This window comes from Rheinheimera sp. F8 (genome assembly GCF_001518915.1).
This window is the reverse complement of sequence record NZ_CP013656.1, coordinates 2052596-2075379: the sequence shown is the minus strand read 5'-3', so window position 1 is coordinate 2075379 and position 22784 is coordinate 2052596. Positions and strand designations below refer to the sequence as shown.

17 protein-coding genes are annotated in these 22784 nt (G+C 52.2%); 9 read left to right on the top strand and 8 right to left on the bottom strand.

What is annotated here, in order from left to right:
- Nucleotides 1–103: 103 nt before the first annotated feature.
- A complete protein-coding gene (locus ATY27_RS09370; protein ID WP_208933257.1) occupies nt 104–1582 on the top strand; it encodes a M20 family peptidase in 1479 nt (492 codons plus the stop codon).
- A 46-nt stretch (nt 1583–1628) separates the two neighbouring features.
- Here ATY27_RS09370 and ATY27_RS09365 read toward each other — a convergent pair whose 3' ends face one another.
- The 4 genes from ATY27_RS09365 to ATY27_RS09350 form a co-directional block, all read right to left on the bottom strand.
- Entirely contained in the window at nt 1629–2129 is a 501-nt protein-coding gene (locus tag ATY27_RS09365) for an Mpo1-like protein (protein WP_208933256.1), read from the bottom strand.
- A 452-nt stretch (nt 2130–2581) separates the two neighbouring features.
- Nucleotides 2582–3271 (bottom strand): Crp/Fnr family transcriptional regulator, encoded by a 690-nt coding sequence (locus ATY27_RS09360; RefSeq protein WP_244151424.1) that lies wholly within the window; start codon nt 3269–3271, stop codon nt 2582–2584.
- A gap of 7 nt (nt 3272–3278) precedes the next feature.
- Complete coding sequence (locus tag ATY27_RS09355; RefSeq protein ID WP_208933255.1) at nt 3279–4352, bottom strand: HDOD domain-containing protein; 1074 nt, start codon at nt 4350–4352, stop codon at nt 3279–3281.
- Between the two features lie 227 nt (nt 4353–4579).
- Nucleotides 4580–4957 carry a DUF6694 family lipoprotein gene (locus tag ATY27_RS09350; RefSeq protein ID WP_208933254.1) on the bottom strand — a complete coding sequence of 126 codons (378 nt, stop codon included), beginning with the start codon at nt 4955–4957 and terminating at the stop codon, nt 4580–4582.
- Nucleotides 4958–5226: 269 nt separating this feature from the next.
- Between ATY27_RS09350 and ATY27_RS09345 the strand changes: the two genes are divergently transcribed.
- Nucleotides 5227–6021: a hypothetical protein gene (locus ATY27_RS09345; protein WP_208933253.1), complete on the top strand. Its 795-nt coding sequence runs from the start codon at nt 5227–5229 to the stop codon at nt 6019–6021.
- 99 nt (nt 6022–6120) lie between these two features.
- The gene (locus tag ATY27_RS09340) at nt 6121–7170 is read left to right on the top strand and encodes an alpha/beta fold hydrolase (protein WP_208933252.1); all 1050 of its coding nucleotides are present in this window, start codon (nt 6121–6123) and stop codon (nt 7168–7170) included.
- A 22-nt stretch (nt 7171–7192) separates the two neighbouring features.
- On the opposite strand, the gene ATY27_RS09335 is transcribed toward ATY27_RS09340, so the two are convergent.
- The 4 genes from ATY27_RS09335 to agaR are packed head-to-tail and all read right to left on the bottom strand — an operon-like array spanning nt 7193 to nt 11409.
- A complete protein-coding gene (locus tag ATY27_RS09335; RefSeq protein WP_208933251.1) occupies nt 7193–8101 on the bottom strand; it encodes an ROK family protein in 909 nt (302 codons plus the stop codon).
- A 5-nt stretch (nt 8102–8106) separates the two neighbouring features.
- Nucleotides 8107–9279, bottom strand: coding sequence for an SIS domain-containing protein (locus ATY27_RS09330; protein WP_244151423.1), 1173 nt, complete (start codon nt 9277–9279; stop codon nt 8107–8109).
- 22 nt (nt 9280–9301) lie between these two features.
- A complete protein-coding gene (locus tag ATY27_RS09325) occupies nt 9302–10624 on the bottom strand; it encodes a D-tagatose-bisphosphate aldolase, class II, non-catalytic subunit (RefSeq protein ID WP_208933250.1) in 1323 nt (440 codons plus the stop codon).
- 8 nt (nt 10625–10632) lie between these two features.
- Nucleotides 10633–11409, bottom strand: coding sequence for a transcriptional repressor AgaR (gene agaR, locus ATY27_RS09320; RefSeq protein ID WP_208933249.1), 777 nt, complete (start codon nt 11407–11409; stop codon nt 10633–10635).
- Between the two features lie 455 nt (nt 11410–11864).
- Between agaR and ATY27_RS09315 the strand changes: the two genes are divergently transcribed.
- From ATY27_RS09315 to ATY27_RS09290, 6 genes are all read left to right on the top strand, one after another.
- A complete protein-coding gene (locus ATY27_RS09315; protein ID WP_208933248.1) occupies nt 11865–14681 on the top strand; it encodes a TonB-dependent receptor in 2817 nt (938 codons plus the stop codon).
- Nucleotides 14682–14920: 239 nt separating this feature from the next.
- Entirely contained in the window at nt 14921–15634 is a 714-nt protein-coding gene (locus ATY27_RS09310) for a hypothetical protein (protein ID WP_208933247.1), read from the top strand.
- A 119-nt stretch (nt 15635–15753) separates the two neighbouring features.
- Nucleotides 15754–16665, top strand: a complete 912-nt coding sequence (locus ATY27_RS09305) for a glycosyltransferase (RefSeq protein ID WP_208933246.1) — start codon at nt 15754–15756, stop codon at nt 16663–16665.
- An 83-nt stretch (nt 16666–16748) separates the two neighbouring features.
- On the top strand, nt 16749–20120 hold the full coding sequence (locus ATY27_RS09300; RefSeq protein ID WP_208933245.1) for an NPCBM/NEW2 domain-containing protein: 3372 nt from the start codon (nt 16749–16751) through the stop codon (nt 20118–20120).
- A 150-nt stretch (nt 20121–20270) separates the two neighbouring features.
- A complete protein-coding gene (locus ATY27_RS09295) occupies nt 20271–21770 on the top strand; it encodes a leucyl aminopeptidase (RefSeq protein ID WP_208933244.1) in 1500 nt (499 codons plus the stop codon).
- A gap of 105 nt (nt 21771–21875) precedes the next feature.
- Nucleotides 21876–22580 carry a PepSY domain-containing protein gene (locus ATY27_RS09290; RefSeq protein ID WP_244151422.1) on the top strand — a complete coding sequence of 235 codons (705 nt, stop codon included), beginning with the start codon at nt 21876–21878 and terminating at the stop codon, nt 22578–22580.
- The last annotated feature ends 204 nt before the right edge of the window (nt 22581–22784 follow it).

Below are 22784 nucleotides of genomic sequence, written 5' to 3'. Positions count from 1 at the left end.
TGAAAACCTTACATTCAATCATGCAGATATAATGGATAAATACTGGCCATCTGCAGCGAATGAACAGTAAAAAGCACGAAAACAGACATTCCGGGAACTTCTGATGCTAAAAAAAATGATTTGGATAGCAGCGGTCAGCCTACTGTTGTTAATGGCGGTGCTGACAGTGAGAACGTTGAGTTTCAGCCCGGCGGCACCGGTACCGGCAGAGCCGGTCACGCTGGATGTCGATGTGGCAACCGTCAGCCAGCATTTGTCGGAAGCGATCCGCTTTCAGACTATCTCCTACGACAACAGTGCCAAACGCGACGCAGCAAAATTCCGCAACTTTATTCAGTGGCTGCAGCAAACTTACCCGCTGCTGCACCAACAACTGGAGCTGACGCCGGTCAATGAACTGACCCTGTTGTATCGCTGGAAAGGTCAGGACAGCAATAAAGCGGCCGTGCTGTTATCCGCCCATTATGATGTGGTGCCGGTCACGCCGGGCACTGAAAAACTGTGGCAACAAGCGCCCTTTTCCGGCGCTATTGCCGACGGATTTGTCTGGGGTCGCGGCGCGATGGACGACAAAGGCGCCGCCGTCTCGATGCTCGAAGCAATCACCTTATTACTGCAGCAAGGCTTTCAGCCACCACATGATGTTTATCTGGCGCTGACGCACGACGAAGAGATCGGCAGTATTGAAGGTGCGGCGGCGGTCAGTACTTTGCTGCAGCAGCGTCAGATCAACCTGGCCTGGTCGCTGGATGAAGGATCATTTGTCCTGCGTCAGATGGTGCCGGGTGTAGCCGCCGATGTCGCCAGTATTAATGTCGCCGAGAAAGGCTTTTTGAATCTGCAGTTAACGGTACAAAGTCCGGGTGGCCACAGTTCGATGCCGCCGGCGGAAACGGCGGTCAGTATTCTGGCCCGCGCCTTGACCCGGCTGACCGATCAACCGGTTGCCGGTGGGATCGATGGCCTGACTGCCGACTTTTATGACCAACTGGGGCCGCATATGGCCTGGTTAGAACGGATGTTGCTGGCGAACCGCTGGTTGTTTGGCCCGCTGCTGGAACATCAGCTCAGTAAAATTCCGACTGCCAATGCCATGCTCAGAACGACCACGGCACCAACTATGCTGACCGGCAGTATTAAAGCCAATGTGTTGCCGCAACAAGCCAGCGCTATTGTCAATTTCCGCCTGCATCCGCGTGACAATGTGGATGCGGTGCTGGCGCACGCCACTGAGGTGATTGCAGATCCGCGGGTGGAACTCAGTGTGGTACAGGGGATGGCAGCATCCAGAGTATCCGATAAACAGGCAGTGGGTTTTGCCAGCATCGGTGCCGCTGCACAGCGCGCTTATGCTGCCCAGTCCGGCGGCGCGCCGACAGAGATGATTGTGGTTTCAGGTCTCACCATCGGCGGTACTGACAGCCGGATGTATGAAACCGTCGCCAAAGACAGTTACCGCTTTAACCCGATGCTGCTGACGTCAGCAGAACTCGGTGGTTTTCATGGCAACAATGAACGTATCAGCCAGGACAATCTGCACAAAGCAGTGCTGTTTTACCACACGCTGTTAGGCAGTCTCTAAGCATCATTTAGCATCAAGCCCTGCCTGTGCAGGGCTTGATCCCACTTTAAGAGCGGCGTTGTACCGGCCCGGCGTCTGCTTCAATTTGTTGTTGTAACGCTTTGGCAAAACCGGCCATGAAGGCCCATTCCGCCACAATAAACAGCGGACCAATCAGCAGGCCCATCAGATCATCGACAAATGCCGGTTTTTTGCCCTCAAAGTAATGACCAATAAACTGCAATACCCAACCGATGACAAACACAGCCACCGACGCCCACAACCATTGTGCCCCGGCCCATAACACCAGTTGTTGTGACAGCGCATAACATAAACCGCTGAAGGCCAGCATCAGCATACCAAATTTCAGATCGAGCACCAGGTAATACAGGTTACTCAGCACAAACAACAGCAGCGCTGCACTGATTGCTGTGCCAAATACCGGAAATGACAACATGCCAAACACACTGATCACAATCAATGGGATGCCGGCAAAGTGCGTCTGAATATTCCGCGGATCGCGATGGTAACGCGCATATAAACTGAGTTGTTCTGTTAGAGTCCGCATCTTTTTTTCCTTATTTTTCTCAATGAAACTAGGGCGTGTTGACGTTTGGTGTTTGTTTTTGCAGCAGTTTGGCACCACGCGGTGGCCGGCTTATGCAAGGCAGTGCGAGCGTCGTACGTGGTACCCAGTGTGTTATTCTACACAAACGAGCACTAACGCCGCAGAAAGAGCTGCCAAACGCTGCCCGAAGGGTTCGTTTGGTGGCGCTTTGGGCTTTGTGGCCTGCATGGATGCAGGTCAGGGGCGAGAGCAGGAGCGGTAGCTTCACTCGTTGCTCACATAGAATCACTATGCTACGCGCCTCGTTTCGCGCCCAAAACGCCACCACCACGCGGTGGCCGAAACGAACAAAACTTAATCACCAAACGTCAACACGCCCTAGCAATGTACGATCGGGTTCTGCTGGATTCTGTCAGGTACCCGACAATTTGCAACTTGGGAGCCACAGCAGATCAGGTCAACAAAGTACCCTGTTGTGCCAGCTGTACCAGCGCCGGCCGGTTCAGCACTTCGATGGTACCGTAACTGGTTTGCAGCAATCCGGCCTGTGCCAGCTGGCGCAACAGCTGATTAGTGGTCTGGCGCGATAACGATAACAACTGGCCCAGTTGTTCCTGTTGCAGCGGGATCTGCAGCTGCTGATCATGGCTGAGCTGACATAATCGCCGCGCCAGCCGTTGCAACGCTGGTAACAGCGCCCGATCTTCCAGCTCCACAAACAACAGACGAAGTTTCACCGTTAACAGCTGGCCAAAACGCTGCCACCACAGCGGGTCTTGTTGCACCAGCTGCTGCAGTGCTGCTTTGGGAAATTGCAGCAGCTGACTGTCGGTCAGTGCCTGCACATCATGGGTGCGCGGCATTTGATCAAACCAGGCGATTTCACCCAGCCACTGCCCAGGCGTCAGTAGTGTCAGCAACGCTTGTTGGCCAGATTGATGTAAGCCAGAAATGAGCAACTGTCCCTGCAGCACCACATAAATACCGCAGAATGGCGCGCCCCGGCAAAACAGCGGCTGACCCGCACTCAGCGTCCGGCGCCGGCCTTGTTGCAGCAGCTGCTGTTGTTGAGCTTCGGAAAAACCGCCAAACCAGGGATCGGTTTGTAACACACCGCGTTCGGCCGGGCTCAGCTCTGACAAATCCAGCTCAGCCTCCAGCCAGATTCACAGGCGCAGCAGGCCAATAGGCTCTGAGTCCACGCGCAATCAGCACAGCCTCCAGCTCGGCGTCCAGCGCTGTAGCAGTTTGGCGCTGGCGGGCCAGATACAGGCAGAGTGCGGCTGGCTTCTCAGCACAACTGGCCAGTTGCTGCTGTTGTAGCAGCAGATCGGCAAGTCCAGGGGCAAAACCCCATAACGTCAGCATAAAAGCACCCGCCTGGGCCGGGTCGATGGCACTGATATCGCCGGTCGCCCCCTGTAATAACGCCAGACCAAGCTGATGAAATAAAGCCGCAACGACGACTTGCTCCAGCGCAGCGTTATCGAGGCCAAGCCACTGCCCGACCTGACGACAGCTGCTGGCCAATTGCAACGATGCCAATTCGCTGTCGGTCTTCAGGCGATCGCCAGCCAAGGCCGGGGCGACACTGAGCGCCAGTAACAAGCCGTATAACAGACTTAAGCCAAGCCGGCTGATCGCCATCTGCACGGACGCTGTGTCGTGGTTAAATCCCATATAAGCCGAGTTCGCCAGCTGTAACAAGCGCGCACTGAGCACCAGATCCTGCTCGATCACCTCCGCCAACCGGTCAATCCGCACATCCGGATCCAGTAATAATTGTTGGAGTTGTTGGATCACCGGTGGGATCACCGGTAAATGCGTACAGGCCAGCAATTGCTGATGACAGACAGGTGGCAGCTTTAACGCCGCCAGTGCCTGTGCAATCTGTATCAGCTGCTGTAGTGCCTGTGGTTGCAGCGGTTGCGGATAAAACAGATGAAAATCAGCAATATACGGCAGCAGTTGTTCATCCTGACAATCCGGCACCGTCAGCACGCGAATACTGCGCTTGCCGAGCGCAGCAAGTTCAGCGACAGCTTGCTGTTGCAGCTGGTCGACAATCAGTAAGGTCGGGGTCGGCTGGGAGTGCAGCGCCTGTGCCGTATTCAGCCGAAGCAGCGTCCAGCCGGCAGGCAGTCGCGGCAGACCATCTTGCGCCATGCCGGCCTCATCAGCCGCCGGGCATGGCTCACAAATCCAATAAATCTGATCTGACACGCTCACCTCCGTCTGTGCTGCTATAGCGTTCTGACTGCCAGTGTCGTGTGCAGTCAGCAAAATCGTTGTTGCAACATCATAACGCAGACCTCACGGTGCCACATCATCCGGAGCACCGCTGGGATGTTCATCGCGCCTTTAGTCATGCATCAAGATACAGCAGAAAGCGCACTTATTTCATTGTAGAGTTTTTTCTGACAGCCGGATCAGCCGCGCCTGTCCGAGTTTTATTGTAGTCTTTTCGCCTGCTCAATGACTTGCAGATAGGTCAGACCATGGGTTTGCTGGCCAAGAAACTGATAATTAACATGCTGCATGGCAGTATCGCTGTGTAATAACGCCGCCGCCTGCTGCTGGCCGGAGTGTACCTGAATTTTCACCAGCGCCAATAAGAATTCAGCTTGTTGTGATTGCGGCATACTGCGCACAATGCGCTGTACACTTTGTTCTGTCGATGCTGCGTTACTGCCATCAATAGTCAGGCTGCGATAGGTTTGCGGTGCACTGCAGGCCTGCAAGGCCAGTACCACCAATCCAACTACTGCACTTATTGTCGCTTTGCCGACTCTGGTTACATTCAGTCTTTTCAATGTGTGTTTTCGCATTCCTTCGACCTCACTCAGATTGATGTTAACAAGGTGTATTTTTCAGCTCGCTCTGTTTTAACAAAAATTATTGCGGACGACCAGCCAAAGCGTATTGAAATTTTACGCGCGATTTGTGACTTAGCCGCGGCTACGACAATGGGTCGTCTGCCGGTGACAGGCATTATTGTTGCAGTATCAGCCTTGATCTGTTGGTTGTGATGGAACCTCTGACTTTCGCACCGGTCAGACAGCGCTACAGGTGATGTGAAGATCCAGGAAATCTGTTGTTGCTGAACAAGTTAAACTCATTGAATGCCTTAATGTTGTGGTCATTGCTGGGGCATCTGGCGCTAACGGCGCTGGTGCTGCAACAGCAGTTTGTCTACCGGTCCCCCGCAATACCGCCAGCGCCGTTACAGGTATTTGCCGTGACACGCCTGCCGCAGCGTCCGCCACCGGTTGTGCCAGCAATTCAGCCTGCAGCAGAACCTGCAGTCAAACCGCCAGCCCCGACACCAGCGCCGGTGCAGCCGCCGGTACCGCAAAAGCGGCCGGAACCAATGCGCACACCAGCAGCCGTCAGTCCGGCAAAAATGAGCCCAGCCAAAATCAGTCCGGTAAAAATAAGTCCAGCCGAAACCAGCCCAGCCCAAACCAGCACAGCGCCAGTCCCAACCCGAGCCGCGCCAGCCGATCGGCCGCTTGATCTTTCTGCCGTATTCAGCAGCGTGCAGCAACAGGCCGCGCGCCGGGAATTGTCAGCGGCTGAACTGGCGGCGTTGTCAGCCCCAAAAACTGAAACAAGCCCCAGATCTGTAACCACCGCACCATCCAGCGCAGTGCGCCGGCCGGCAGTAAAACCCGGCAGCGGACCTGCCGGCGATGTGCTGGAAACACTGGCAAACGGCAATCAGCTGGTGCGCGTTGGCAAACAATGTGTGCTGGCCTCGCCCGGAGCTGATTTGCGCAAAGATATTCACAGCATGAAGCTGGTCGCCTGTGGCGCCGGCGGCAATAGCGAACAAGATAAAATCGATGCGCACTTTGAGCAGGTGATGTCGAAGATTGGCCAACACCGCTAAGCGGTAAATTCTCGCCTGCTTATCCCTTTGCCCGTTATCGCGAGCACCCGCACTATGACACTGATGGCATTGTCGTCAATTGTCGTACTGTGAGAACACATGATGGTCGGTCTGATACTGAAATACCTGTTGTTACTTTCTGCTCTGCTGGCCAGCCTGACGCTGGCTGCGTTGCCTGCCGGCTCCCGGCTCTATCCGCTGCCGGATGGCGCCTTACATGTGCGATTGCTGCAACCAGATAGATTAAAAAACCAAAACGTCGACACTGCTATTGTGTTGATCGCCGGGCCCAATCAGAACTTTCATGCCGACAGCGCCTGGTTTGCGCTGCTGCAACCATTGCTGGCACAGCAGTACCGCACTTATGCCGTCGACCGGCAAAGCAGTGGTTTCAGTTCAGACACGGCCCGGCCATCGTACCGCAAATTCGCCACCGATCTGGCCAAAGTACTGCCGCAGCTGCAGGCAAAAAAGTTTTTGCTGGTCAGCTTTGCCAGCAGCAGTATCACCGCGCGCCTGCTGGCCGATGATCCGGCTGTGGCAACATGGCTCGCAGGGCTGGTGCTGATTGACCCGGATGTCCCCACCCCCGCAGCGCAGGCGCTGTATAACGGATACCCGGCCGACTGGTATCGCGCCAATCTCGATGCCTTGTTGCCAAAACTGGCCAGAGGCGCCTGGAATGAGCGCACGGCGCAAAAACTCAGCGCCGAACTGGCCCATCTGCAGCAGATTGTGCCGGCGCAGCTGCAACCACAGACTGACTGGGATTATGTACAACAGGTGTTTGCGACACGTCAGTCCATGCCACGCCAGCAGGCGCGTGCCATTGAAATTGCGGAATATCAGGCCGATTTAGCGTTGTATAACCAAAGCCCCTGGCTGTACAGCCGCTTACCGGTGTCGGTGATAGATGGTGATTTTGAAGCACCGCTGATCGCCGCGGCGACTGAAGACAAGGCGCAGCTGCAACGCTGGCGCCAGGATGGTCTGGACTGGGGAAAATCACTGGCCGACAACAGCGGTGGCCGTTATCTGACATTGGCAGACACTGAACATTTATTGATGTTCAGTGCCGGCCCAGCGCTGGCCGAATTCATTGGTCAACTGCTGGCTAACCCTGCCGCCACAAAAACAGCGGCCCGGTAATGCCCTAGTTAATCCTGCCACTTCAACCTGCCAGCCGGGCGCCCAGAATAGCCGCACCGCGTTCGCCGCTGGCGGCACCATATTCGGCCCGGCGCACCGGCGGCACCGTCACGCCACTGAATAAATGCCGGCCAATCGCTGCCGGCAAGGCCTGGAAAATTTCATCGATGTCAGAAAGACCGCCACCAATCACCAGCACATCCGGATCATAGGCCAGCACTTGTGCGGCCAGGGCAGCGCCAAGTGCGTCGAGATAACAGGCAAAACAATGTTGTGCCACCGGTTCGGCACGTCGCAGCGCCTGTAACCAGTCATAAGTGCTGTGATCCTGCTGACTGAAATGGCTGTACAGCCGCGCGAGGCCAGTACCGGAAATATAAGTCTCGGCACACCCCTCCAGACCGCAACCACAGCGATACAGCGGCAATTGATATTGCATCAGCACGCGGGCCGCAATCGACTGATGCCCCAGCTCACCGGCCAGCTGGTGGCGGCCCTGATAAATCTCGCCATCGACACACAAACCGCCACCAGCACCAGTGCCGAGAATAACCCCAAACACCCGGCTGAAACCGCGGCCCGCGCCCAATAAAGCTTCCGATAATACGAATAACCGGCAGTCATTACCGATCGCCACCGGTCGCTGTAACAGTGTGGTCAGATCAACGCCGACCCGCTGCTGGTTCAGACAAGCCACGTTGGACGAAATGACCAGCCCTTCGGCCGCCACCACGCCGGGCAAAGCGATGCCAAGCGGCGCTTTGGCAGCAAATTTGGCATCTGCCAACGCCACCTGCGCATGGACGGTGTCGAGGAACTCGTCGTAGTCAGTGGTTGGTGTCTGTACACGCCAACGTTCGGCCAGCACAAACTGTGCATCAAATACAGCGATTTCGATTTTGGTGCCACCAATATCCAGGCCATAAATCATCTGGCTCACTCCGTGTCTGCACTTGGCGAAAATGGATACAGCGTCACGCCCTGCACCACCCGGTTCACTTCACCGGTTGGGCACGGATTATCCGGCGAAATGCCGAGCTGCAACGCTTTAAAAAACGCCAGTGCCTGACAATAGACAATCAGCGGCAGCGCCAGCCAGGCATCCAACAGTGCGTCACCGCCTTTATAGCCGTCGGCGTGTAATAAAGTGGTATAAGCCGCACGGCGGTCTCGCGTCACTTCTTCATATAAATCAATGTCATATTTTGCCGTGTAGCCGTCGTTGGAGCGCAGGATAAACACCTGCGTCTGCGCATTGACCACCGATTTCGGCCCATGGCGAAAACCCAGCGTGCTTTCATAAAAACTGGTGATTTGGCCGGCGGTCAGTTCCAGATATTTCAGCGCCGCTTCGCGGGCAATACCGGCCAGCACACCGGAACCAACAAACACCACGCGCTCGGCCGGTAATTCGGCCTGATGGCGGATCGCAGAACTTTGTGCCAGCAGCTGTTCAGTCACCGCGACCGTATTTTCCAGCTGCCCCGCATCCGGACAAAACAGCCACAAGGTTGCCAGGTACATACCGGTAAAGCTGCTGGTCATGGCAAAACTGCGGTCATGACAAGCGTCCGGCAGCTGCAACACCGCACTTTGCCGGTGTTGCCGGCCATATTGCGCCAGCTGGCCATCGGCATTACAAGTGATCACCAGATGGCGGCAATCCGGCAGCAGTTGATCGGCCAGCTGCACCGCTTTTAAACTTTCCGGGCTGTTGCCGGAGCGACCAAAACTGACCAATAAAGTAGGCTGATCGGCATGGAAATATTGCGCCGGATTACTGACCAGATCTGTGGTGCTGATCGCCTCCAGTCGCTGCGTGTTTAACGGCGATTGTGCTGCCAGATGCGACGCCAGATGTGGTAACAACGCCTGACCGATATAAGCCGAAGTGCCGGCGCCAGTCAGAATGATCCGCAGCCGCGGCTGCGCCAGTTGTGCCTGCAGATAATGATTCAGCGCAATATCTGCCTGAATTTGCCTGACAATTTGCTGCCACAGCATCGGCTGCTGCGCAATTTCACGCGCTGTCCACTCTGCAGCGGCTTCACGCAGCGCGTTGCTGCCAAGACCAAGCCAACGATCATCCGATAAATTATAAAGTCCCACGGCCACTCTCCTGTACTACTTTTCAGGCGGCTTCTGCACGCTGTGCATCAACGCGACAATCTCCAGCCAGACCACAGGCGCTGGCATACATCTTCAGCACCAGACCGATGTGGTGCTGCAGTAACGCTTCTGGCGCACTACTCAGTTCGCCGTTTAGCAGCGCCTGATATTGCAGCGGCATAAACTGACTGAGCAGTGGTAGCGGAATGGCCACGGTACCGAGATTTTGCAGCAGGCGGCTGACCGCCTGTTGCAGCTCAGGCTGCTGCCAGTAATAGCGGATACGGTCACTGAAACTGTATTGCCGCAGCAGTTGCTGCTCGACGGCATTGCCCGGATAAAACCGTTGCCAGTGCTGCGGCTGCAGTTGCATCACCCGCTCAGATACGGCGATCAGATGCGACTGCTGTTCCACCGCCACCAGCTGCTGCTCGATATAACAGAGCGCAAATAAGGCTTCGCGCAGCGCAAAGGTCAGCTGCGGCCCGACTTTGAGGATGGCAAAATGCTGTTGCACCAGTTGCTGATAGCGGCTGGGCGGCTGGAAATCGGTGGAATGGGCTTCAAACACCAGTTGTGGGTCTTTGGCAATAAAATCAGCCAGTTGTGTACTTGCGACCGCATCAAAGGCATGCACCTGAGTGTTGTCAAATTCAACACCGGGCTGTACCACCACAGCAATGACTTTGTGCCAGACATCAGGGCCAAGCCCCAGTGTGGCAAACGCCTGCTGATGCAGGGTTATTGTCTCCGCCACATTGGCCACCGGCGTTGGTTGCAGTTCATGCTCCAGCGTGGCCACGCCACCAGGTGCCGGCACTTCAGTGCCGATGACATAACACAGGCTTGTTGGCTCAGCCATGCTGCTGGCAGTCTGCTCGGCGACCTGACACAAGCGGGCGGCACGCCCGGCGATGAGCATATCCGGCAACGGCATGAGATCATCAGCACAGGGCATGCTGGTGTCGAGGTGAATTTTGCCAAAACCGGCACGAACATAAGCTGCAATCAGCGTTTCCGCTTTAGCCATGGCCTCAGGGGCAGGCAGTGCTGTCCAGCAGACCGGACCTAAATGATCACCGCCAAAACATAACTGCTGCTCTGGCAGGCCCTGCTCTGCCGCCATCTCTTTAACGAATTTAATAAAATCAGACGGTTGCATACCAGTGTAACCACCGTCCTGATTGACCTGATTGGCAGTTGCCTCAATCAGCAGCAAGGAGTTGTCCGCTTTCGCCTGTTGGATGGCCGCTTGAAGCACCATAGGGTGCGCCGAACAAACCGCATATATTCCTTTGCTCTGGCCTTGTTTATTCGCCCTGAGCAATTCAAGCAAAGCGTTCATATCTCTCCTTATGGACTGATGATATGCACCTGCACCCCCATTCTGGTCAGCTCTTCCACATACAGCGGCGGGATGCCGGCGTCTGTCACCAGGGTGTGCACTTGCATGGCACTACAAATCAGATGAAAACCACGCCGGTCAAACTTCGATGAATCGGTGACCACCACGACTTCGCGGGCCACTTCACACATCAGCCGGTTTAACGTGGCTTCCGCTTCAAAATGGGTCGACAAGCCGGTTTTTAAATCAAAGCCGTCGACACCCAAAACTACTTTGTCGAACTGATAGTGCTTCAGTGCCTGTTCGGCCTGGGCACCATAAAACGACATCGATTTTTTCCTGAGCGTACCGCCGGTCATCATCACTTCGACTTTGTCGACCTGCGACAACTCCAGCGCGATATTCAGACCATTGGTCATCACAATCAGGTTTTTGTGTTCGCGTAAATTGGCTGCCACTTCTTCGGTCGTGGTGCCGGAATCGAGGATGATGCGTTCATCATCTTTAATCAGCGCCGCCACGGCACGGCCAAGCCGCTGCTTTAATTCCGAATGTTTTTGTCGTTTCTCTTTTAACGACAGCTCCCGGCTCAGGTCATCGTTGACCATGGCACCGCCACGCGAGCGCACCAGCAATCTTTTGCTGTCCAGTACCGCCAAATCACTGCGGATCGTCACTTCAGACACACCAAAGCGTTGTGACAATTCCGCTACTGACACCTTGCCCTGCAGGTTGGTCAGCCGGACTATTTCCTGCTGTCGTTCAATGGTATTTAAGGCTTCCACCTCATCTCCCTGCCCGCTGTCGGGCTGTTGCGTTGTACCTTACCAGCAAAAACAAAACTTTCAATACCTTTCGTTTTATTTCTTTTGCTGCATTCTCAGTAAATTCTGCTGATATTTAATGGTCTACATTACCAAAAGGCAATCAAGAAAACATAATTATCAATTTAAAATCAGTTACTTATACAAAATTTGCGCGATTTAACAAATGCATCAGCATAACTTTCAGATCTATTCGAAGTTAATTTTAGCGTCAAATCATCTAAACGAAAACCAAATAAACCTTGCGATCATTTTCGTTTCAGCGTTATAAAGAATCTCGAAAGGTTTTGATCGCTGTCGTAATCGCCAAACTGTCATCAAACTGTGCTTTCACAGCAGTTTACGCCAACTGACGTCCTGACGATATCTGCTTTCGGAATTTTCAAAACAATAAATAACCACAGCGTGGAGGGACTATGTCACAGGGTAAATTTCGTTATCACCAGCTGGCGCAGCTGGTGATGCTGGCCGTACTGGCACCGCAGCAGGCTTTCGCTGCCGATGCGGACAGCGACAAACAAAAGCAGAAAAAAGCCGACACCGAGCAGGTCGAAAAGATCCAGGTCACCGGTATTCGCAGCAGTATTAAAGAAGCATTGTTTTTAAAACAAAACGCCGTGTCGGTCATTGACGTCGTCGTCGCCGAGGATATCGGCAAGTTTCCCGACGAAAACCTGGCCGAGGCGTTACAGCGGATGCCGGGTATCACCATCAGCCGCAATGGTGGTGAAGGCCAGAAAATTATGGTCCGCGGTATGGGCGAAGGTTACAACGTCACGACTATCAATGGTCGCAAACTCGCCTCCGAAAGCAGTGGCCGCGATTTTAACTACGACACTATCGCGTCAGAACTTGTCAGCACCCTTGCAGTGTACAAGTCACCGGAAGCACGGCTGATTGAAGGCGGTATTGGTGCAGTCGTAGATGTACAAACCCGTAAACCCTTAGATCTTGGCGGTTTTACCTTGACTGGTTCAGCCAAGGGCATTTATGAATCGCGCACCAGTGATGTGCATCCGCACGCTTCGTTGCTGGTTGGGGATATTTATCAGGACGGCAGCCTTGGTGTGTTATTTTCAGCCGCATATTCCCGTAAAACACTGCGCAACGACACTTATGAAGCCGCCGGCTTCTACGATCCGTCGGAAAATGTCACGGATGAAGCAACCATAGGCGTCGATCAGAATAAAGATGGCACTATCGGCAGCAATGAGTTATTCCCGTCAAAAATCCCCGGTTATATGTATTTTGCCAACGAACAGGATGTGCGCGAACGCATCGGGACCACCCTCGCACTGCAATATCAGCCTAATGATCGCTTTGAGCTGATGGTCGATGGCTTATACAGCCGCTATACCACTGACGGAGCCAAATATCAGATTGGTTTTGTCAATTATGACGAATCCTGGACACCAGGTACCCCCGTGTTTACCGATGCCGTATTTGGCGATGATGGTCGGATCGTGGCGGTGAAGCAAAGCAACAAGCCGATGGTTGAATTGCTGAATTTGTCCGAGCCGCGTCAGACCGACACCTGGATGCTTGGTGCCAACACAAAATGGCAACTGAATGAACAATGGCAACTGGTGACAGATCTGTCGCATTCCGAGGCTCAGGACAAAAATGACGGTGATAATAAATTCATTGTTGCCCGTGGTTTTGTCGACTCTATTGGTATCAACTACAACACCGGCAATATGATCCCGGATGTCATTCTGGCGCCTGAACTCACGGCAAATCAGCCATTTGGTGCACATTACAGCCGCAATACCGGCACCGGCGTAAAAGACAGCATCGATGATGCAAAATTGTTTGCTGAATTTTCACCCGCAGACAGTTGGATCAGTAAAGTTGAACTTGGTCTGAACTACGTCCGGCAGGCGAAAACACAAAACCAATATGCCTCGAAAAATCCCAGCATGTTCAGCCGTGGCGGTTATTATCTGACACAGAATAAGTTCGCCTTTGATAACAGTACAGTCTTTAAACAAGGTGAATTTGAGCTGTTTCGTATTCCACAGTCGGTGTTCAGGCCGGCAAACTTTGATAAGTTTCTCGACGGTGAACCTGGTGTACATCCGTCACCTTGGCCAAGTTTCGATTATGACGAACTGTTGACTTATTATCGCAGTATCAATGCGCAGGCGGCAGACCAGTTTATCGCACCAAGCCTGAATCAATCCGGCGCCTTTACTATTACAGAAGCCGTCAGTACCGCTTATGTTCAGCTTAAGATTGATCAGGAAGTGGCGGGGATGCCTTATATGCTGAACATCGGCCTGCGAGGCAGTAAAACTGCTGTCAGCTCCGATGGTTTCGTGCAAAATCTGACCGCGATTAAACTGGACGACAAAGGCCAACCCATCGGCAATGAATGGCGACAAACTTCGGCTGTCAGCCACGCTGGCGATTACAGCAAAATTCTGCCAAGTCTGAATTTCCGACTGAATCTGCAGGATGATTTGCTGTTGCGGCTCTCTGCGGCCAAAGTCATGAGCCGGCCTAATCTGGATTATCTGAAGCCTTGGGTCGCACTGGACTTCACCAACCGTAAAAACGGTCTGCCACAACTCACCACAGGTCAGCCCGATGTACCACCCGAATTAGCGAATCAGGCCGACTTAACTCTGGAATGGTATATCGCTGATAGCAGCCAGCTGGCGGGCGGCTTATTTCTGAAAGATATTCAATCCTTTATTGAAACCAGCGGTGTTGCCGGTAATGACTATGGCAGTGCGTACTACATCAACAAACCGAAGAATTCACCTTACGGTGCTAAGGTTCAGGGCGCCGAAATTGCCTGGAGTCAGTCTTTAGAGCAACTGTTACCGGCGCCATTTGACGGACTTGGCTTTCAGTTAAATTACACTTGGGTTGATAGTCGCTACGATGATCCGGCACGCCAGGAGCTGCCCTTCCAGGATATGTCCAAAAACTCTTACAACGCGGTGATTTACTATGAAAAAGATGCGCTACAGGCACGCCTTGCCTACAACTGGCGCAGTAAATTCCTGCGTCTGGCAGAAGATTGGGGCGGGCCAAGCTGGGTCGCTGATTATGGTCAGCTTGATGCAAGCCTCAGCTATGAGCTGAATTCACATCTGACGCTCTTTACTGAGGCATCAAATCTCAGCAACGAACGTTATTGGGGCTATGTCAAACAACCGGATCAGGTCAACTGGCTGGAACGCTTTGGCACCCAGGTGGCGGTCGGTGTACGCGGCACCTTCTAATTGGCAAACCCTGACAGCAAGCAGGTGAGTACATATTTACATGCTTGCTGTCCAGCTATTGGATCGCAATGGTAAGTTTCTTACTGCGTATAGGAGCTAACTAAAATAATACTCTTTTCACTATACAAAATTAATCTAATTCAGCAGTGTGACATTTACGCTCTATTTGTTATTTTTTTGTTTGACTTTAGTTAATTTGTTAATTAGCTTAATATTTGAAATCAACAAAGGAGTAAAACATGAAATACCTATTTGCCTCATTAGCGATTTTTGCATCCAGTCCAATTTTCGCAGCCCAAGACATGCATCTTGAAAAGAAAACAGAAAAAAACATCCAATTAACAAAGCACATTATCGATTTAGGGATTGCGTCACATTTAGGACTGAATGAAGAACAGTATCAACAGCTAGAACGATACCTTTCAAATGATATAAATTTGTATTCAGAACTTAACATTACACCACTAAACCAAGAGAATGAATATGAAGAGTTCATGAAGAATTATCAGCCAGAGAATATCAGCACACACATCTACAAAGAAAAACTAATTCAAAAATTAAACGAGAAAGAAAAAATTGTCGCTGAACATCTAAAAATGTCAGTAAGTGACCTAAGGCAGATAATAATCAGCTATTACGATTACAAATCTTTGATTGATACATTGGGTCGTCAAGGTGCACAAGAACAAATAGACAAATCCGAACAACTTTTTAACCCTACATTGTGTGGCCCAGTGATAAGTCTAAATATTAGCGGGTTCAGTAGTGCAGCTTCCACTGTAGAGATAACGTTTGCTTTTGAGAGAAACGGGCTCGGCGGTTCATTCACTTCAGACTATGCGACAATAGTTGACAGAAATGGTAACTCCCAAGTATTCCAAAAAAGCTGGTTCAGTAGTGTAGCTTTCAGGGCGCCTTCAAGTGTGCAAAGATCATGTATACCAGCCGGTTAGAAATATAAAGGGTGGCTATACATAGCCCCGCTAAAAAACTTAGCACTTAGTAATCAGGGGACATAAATTGTGAAATTTATGTCCTAAAAAATCAGAATTGGTACATATGCAGAAAAATAATGAATAGCACCACATTTATCATAACCGTATATAATGAAGGTCCAAATCTTGAACAAACATTGAAAAGCATCCGAAGCTCTGCATCAAGTTGTATTGACATAATAGTTGTAAATGATTTTTCAACTGACAACTGGGATTATCAGATTTCGTGCAATAAGTACAATGCTACATTAATTAACAACAATCTTAGAATAGGCGTCGCAGCCAGCCGGGAAATCGGTATAGAAGCAGCCAAAACCGAGTTCATTTTCATAACTGATGCCCACATGAAGTTTCCCAATAATGACTGGATAATCACAATCGAGAAAAGAATAAAAGAAAACCCTAGAGGCATTTACTGCACAACATCAGTTAAAATAGATAGAAAGTTTAATTACATTGAAAATGAAAATAAACTCCGCGGGGCTTATATTGTATTTGAGTCATCACCAAACTACCAGCCTCTAACCCCTATCTTTTTTGAAGATCACAAAAAAAGAAATGAAATACCATGCATACTTGGAGCGAACTACGCCCTATCAAAAGAATATTACAAAAAAATAGGCGGATTAAAAGGCTTGCAGCACTGGGGAGGCGATGAATTACTACTGAGCGCAAAAACATTCATTGAGGGAGGCTCGTGTTTTTTAATTAACGAAATAGAAATAGGCCACCTCTACAGAAAATCATTTCCATACAGCATTGACGAAAACAAAATAAATGCAAACAAAATATTTATTACAAAATCTCTTTTTGAAAACCCACAGGAATACTTGAAAATGCTTACAAGCAGAATGAAAAACCCAGAAATTGCTCTCAGCATGATTGATGATAATGAAATAGCAAAAACCAGAGAAATAATATCAAAGATAAAATCAAGAAGCATGATAGAATTTGTAAAATTCAACAACTATTGCCGATTCGGCAGTTAGACATTTGCTGAAATCACGTTAAACGTTATATTTAATTTATTCGAACACAAATTAGAATCATATTATCTGAGGAATGCTGAAAAATGTTAACGTTGGTTGCTAAGTTGCTGCTGGATAACCAATCTACAAGACGCCCATTTGCTGGTGCGCTTGCTATGCTGCTACTGACGGCGCCCATAGCCAGCGCTGCGCCTGTTGGCAATCTGACCGCGCTACAACCACAGGCAGGCTCAGTGCAACTTTCCACAGACGCCAATGTGGCCATTGAGATCCAACTATTAAAACCAGATTTATTGCGCATCCGCGCCGGCCTCAACGGCGTCCTTACCGATGAAGGCAGTAAAGCCGCACCTATCGTGATCAAAACCGACTATGCGCAGGTAGCCTATCAGCAAAAAGATATGGCTGACTACCAGCTAATCAGCACCGAAGCGATGGCGCTGCGTATCTATAAAAAACCACTGACTTTTGCATTGTATAAAGCCGACAACCAGACCTTAATAGTGCAGGAACTGCAGCCGCTGGAACTGAATGACAGCAAAGGCAGCGCGCAAAGCGTGCAGACGCTGAGTACTGCGCCGGACGAACGGTTTTACGGCGGTGGCCAGCAAAATGGTGCTTTTGAGTTTAAAGGCAAAAGCATGGAAATTTCCTATTCCGGCGGCTGGGAAGAAGGCGACAGACCAAGCCCGGCGCCTTTTTACCTGTCGAGCAAAGGCTACGGCGTGCTCAGAAATACCTGGGCCAACGGCAGCTATGACTTCCGCTCTGCCGAATACTTAAACCTGTCGCATCAGGAAGGCCGCTTTGATGCTTATTATTTTGTTGGCGGCTCGGTTCAGGACGTCTTAGCCGATTACACCGAACTGACCGGCCGCGCCAGACTGATCCCACGCTGGGCCTTTGAATATGGCGACGCCGACTGTTACAACGACGGCGACAACGTGAAAAAGCCCGGCACAGTGCCAGATGGCTGGAGCGACGGCCCGACCGGTACCACGCCGGATGTGGTGGATACTGTTGCAAAAAAATACCGTGAACACGATATGCCGGGCGGCTGGATCTTACCCAATGACGGTTATGGCTGTGGTTACACCGATTTACCAAAAGTCGTCAAAGGCCTGGCTAAATACGGTTTCAGAACCGGCCTTTGGACCGAAAACGGCGTCGATAAAATCGCCTGGGAAGTAGGCACTGCTGGCACCCGCGCGCAAAAACTCGACGTGGCCTGGACCGGCCAGGGTTATCAGTTTGCCTTAGATGCCAACAAAGCCGCAGCAGACGGCATCCTGAATAACTCGGACTCACGACCATTCTTATGGACAGTGATGGGCTGGGCTGGCATGCAGCGCTACGCCGTGACCTGGACCGGTGACCAGTCCGCCAGCTGGGACTATATCCGCTGGCATATTCCGACGCTGATTGGCTCAGGTCTGTCTGGTCAGGCCTATGCCACCGGCGATGTCGACGCAATTTTTGGCGGCAGCCCCGAGACTTATACCCGTGATTTACAGTGGAAAGCTTTCACACCGGTGCTGATGGGTATGTCTGGTTGGTCGAAAGCGGCGCGCAAACACCCCTGGTGGTATGACGAGCCCTATCGCAGCATCAACCGCGATTATCTAAAACTGAAAATGCGCCTGACACCTTATATGTACACGTTGGCGCAGCAGACCGAACAGACCGGCGCGCCTATTGTGCGCGGCCTGATGTGGGATTATCCGCAAACACCCAAAGCGTTGACCGAAGCACATAAGTATCAGTTTTTGCTCGGCCGCGATTTACTGGTGGCGCCGGTGTATCGCTCCCAAACCGCCAGTCAGGGCTGGCGCAAAAACGTGTTTTTACCGCAAGGCCAATGGCTTGATTATTGGGATGGCCGCGTTGTGGACGCACCTGAAGCGGGCCATTTACTCGACTACAAGGTGGATTTAAAAACGATTCCGCTATTTGTCCGCGCCGGCGCTATTCTGCCGATGTATGACGCCATGTTGTATGACGGCGAAAAACCTAAAGATGTACTGACGCTGGATATCTACCCCTTTGGCGACAGCACATACACCTTGTATGAAGATGACGGCAGCAGCCGGCAGTATCAGCAAGGGGCTTTCAGTACGCAGCAATTTAAAGTCAAAGCGCCCACTTTTGCCGCCGGTAAAGCCGGTGATATTCAGGTCGATATCGCGCCGGTGACTGGCCAATATCAGGGCCAGGAAATTGCGCGGGTGTATCAGCTGCAGTTGCATAGCCGGGTCAAGCCAGATGCAATCAAGCTGGATGGTCAAACGCTCACAGCACTGCCAGACGCAACCGCCTTTGCTAAAGCGAGCAGTGGCTGGTATTTCAACAGCGAAAAATATGGTGTTGTCCATGTCAAAACGGCTAAAACCGATATCCGCCAGCCACTCAGTTTCACGGTACAGATTAATGGCGCGCAGAGCCTTGCCACGACCGCCGGCTATGACAAAGCGCCGGACCTTGGCAATGAAATCGCCGCGGACAGCATTCTGGTGCTGAACCGGCCGGCCGAAGAATCCGGGCATGTGCTGGAAAACGCTTTTGACGGTAAACCCGGCACCTGGTTTCGTACCAAACGCGACCAGTCGGTGAAAACCGGTGCACATGAGTTCACGCTGGCACTCGGCGAACGGCGTATGGTGAATGGCTTTGAAATTGCCCCGCGCAATGACCAACATTGGCAATATGGCCAGGTCGCCGACTATGAGGTTTATCTGGGCGATAACAATGGCGAATGGGGTCAGCCGGTCGCGCGGGGCCGCCTGCAAAAACTACAGCAAAAACAAAAAGTCGAGTTTGCTGCTAAACCCGGCAGCTTGTTTCGCTTTCGCATCTTAAGTACACAAGATCAGGCCGAAGCCGATCCGATGGTCACCGCGGCGGCGCAAGGCAGCGCCAAAGCCTATAACGCCTTGTTGCCCAAAGTAGTCAGCCCGATTGCGATTTCTGAGTTCCGCGTACTGCAGCAACCAGAACCTGAGACTGAGCCGGTCCAGCTGTTTTTGGCAGAGCAAACAGCGCAACGCAGCGACAATGCTGTTGGCCCGGTCGAGCTGAATCAAAGTAATGGCGGCAACAAAGCCAAAGATGGCAGCCTGATGTCGATGAACGGCCTGAAATTCCGTAAAGGACTTGGTGTATCAGCACAGAGCCGGATTGATTATCAGCTCACCGGCCAATGGCGCCTGCTGCGGGCTGATGTTGGTATCGACGACAGCTGCCGCGATCAAGGCGGTGTGCAATTCCAGATCTTCGGCGACGATAAATTGCTGTATGACTCTGGTCTGGTACAGGCGCCCGCTGTGGTCAAACCGGAGCTGGATATCCGCGGTATTCGCTTACTAAGTCTACGCACAACGGGTGGAAAATCAGGCGTCTGTGCCAACTGGGCCAATGCTTCAGTGCTGGGATATCCGGCAAAAAATGGCAAGTTGTAATTGCCCGCAATGAACACAAGCCGGCCATCAGGCCGGCTTTTTTGTAACAGTATCACAATTCGTCGGCTTGTTCCGGCCGTCAGCCGCATTCCGCTGCACCAACTGCCTGTTCTCACGTATCAATATGCTTTTCACACTCCGGGAGTTTTTATGCGCTTACAACACTCATTTGCCCTGCTGGCTTTGGCCGTCAGCTGCGTGGCTCAGGCCGCCATAGCTCCACAATATCAGTATCTGAACGCGTTGCCGGCGCCACAGGATACTTTGGTACTGCCCCTGCGCAGCAGCGACCTCAGTAATAGCAGCCATAGTCTGCTGGCCGACCCACAACTGAAACAACAGCTGGCCGCTGCCGGATTTACCGGCAAAGCCGGCAGCATCAGCCAGCTGTATCAGGTCGCAGGTTATCAGCGTGTGTTGCTATTGGGGCTTGGCGACAAACCAGTGATCGCCGATGACAAACTGGCCGCCTATGGCGGCGATTTAGCTGCGGCGCTGGACAAAAGCAGCGCTCAGCAGGTCACTATCGATGGCAGATATCTGGCGGCCATAGCGCAGCTGATTCACGGCCTGGAGCTACGGGCCTATCGGTTTGACCAGCTGAAATCCAAAGCTGAAACCCCGCGTAAATTAGCGGTCGATGTGGTAGTTGCCGATGTCAAAAGCGCCGTCCAACAACATCAACAGCTACAAGCGGTGGCCGGGGGTGTCTATCTGGCGCGCGATCTGACCAATCTACCAGCCGCTGATTTAACGCCACAAAGTTTTGCCGAAGCCGCTCTGGCGCTACAAAAACTGGGGGTTAAGGTGACAGTACTGGATGAAAAAGCCATCGACAAACTGGGCATGGGCGCTTTGGCCGCAGTCGGCCGTGGCAGTGACCGTCCGCCGCGACTAGTTGTCGCCCATTGGCAGGGCGACGACAAAGCGCCGCTGGCGTTAGTTGGCAAAGGCATTACTTTTGATACCGGCGGTTATAACCTGAAAACCGATGATGAATCGATAGTACGGATGACCAGTGACATGGCAGGTGCGGCGGCAGTGCTCGGCACTATCAAAGCACTGGCGCTGCAACAAGCCAAAGTGAATGTGGTGGGCCTGATGGCGATGGCGGAAAACATGATTTCATCCAACGCTTACCTGCCCGGCGATGTGTTAAAAACCGCACAGGGCCTGACCGTTCAAATCACCTCGACAGATGCGGAAGGCCGTTTGGTGATGGCCGATGCGATGTGGTACGCCCGCAAAGAATATCAGCCACGCGCGATGGTTGATATTGCCACGTTAACCGGCAGTAAAGTCGGTGCTTTGGGTAGCTACTATGCCGGGCTATTCACTGAAGATGAATCCCTGACCAGTGCATTGTTACAGGCGGCTCAAAGTAGTGGCGAACCTTTATGGCGTTTGCCGCTCAGCGATGAATTTGCCAGCGAACTGAAAAGCGATATCGCTGATTTACGTAATACCGGCAAAACCACAGGAGCGTCCACTGCAGCCTGGTTCTTAAAACAATTCGCCGGAGACACCCCTTGGGCCCACCTGGATATCGCCGGCAATGCACTGGCCAACAGCGACAAAGGTGTTAATCCGGTTGGCGCGACTGGCTTTGGTGTGCGCTTATTGACGCAATGGAGCTTGCAGCAGCCATAAATCACTCAATGACTCAAAGAGCCCCTGCGACTTATTGTCGCAGGGGCTTTTTTATTTCTACACGACTGCTAAAGTAATTTTCTGATAAAAATCTGAGCCTTAGCTATGTCCATCTTTAACATGCGCCACGAACGTTTCTGGCGCCAACTACATTTTTATCTCGGGCTGGTGCTGTCTTTGCAATTACTGGCCTGGTTTGCCAGTGGTGTGGTGATGAGCTGGTTTCCTATTGAACAGGTGCGTGGCGAACATTTGCAATTGCCGGCACCAGAGGTGCGCTGGAACGATGCCGCGATCACGCCGGCCTCAGCATTGCAACAAGCGCCAAAGGCGTTTCAGCAAGCGCAGCTCAGCCTGAGCCAACGCGATGCAGAGCCTGTTTATCAGTTACAGCACCACGACCAACAGTTGTTTATCAGTGCGTTGTCCGGGCAAGTGCTGACGCCGTTGAGCGAGCCAGAGGTGCAGAAGCTGGCGCAACAACGCTACCAAGGTACCGGCACAATCCACAGTGCCAACCTGCTAGTACAGGCGCCTGCTGAGGTGCGTGGATTAACCCCGCCGTTATGGCAGGTCAGTTTTGCAGACGATGAACAAACCGCGTTTTATTTCCATCCGGTCACCGGGCAATTACAACGCGTGCGCACTGATACCTGGCGCTTATACGACTTCTTCTGGATGCTGCATATCATGGATTACGAGGACCGCAGCGACTTTAATCATCCGTTACTGATCATCAGCGCCGGCAGTGCTCTGGGATTTACGCTTGGTGGTTTTGTCTTGCTGTATTTTCGGCTGCGCCGCAAATAACCACAAACCGCTCCCTGCGTTTTTCCAGGCCATTCGCGCAGCCCATAGCGTTCATAAGGTGTCACGCCAACAGTTTGGCGTGACGAAATCCCTGATTCACTATACCAACCATCCATGGTTATGCACCACAAACCGCTCCCTGCGTTTGCGGTATACCAACCATCCATGGTTATAAAAAAAGCCGCAGGGTCGCTGCGGCTTGGT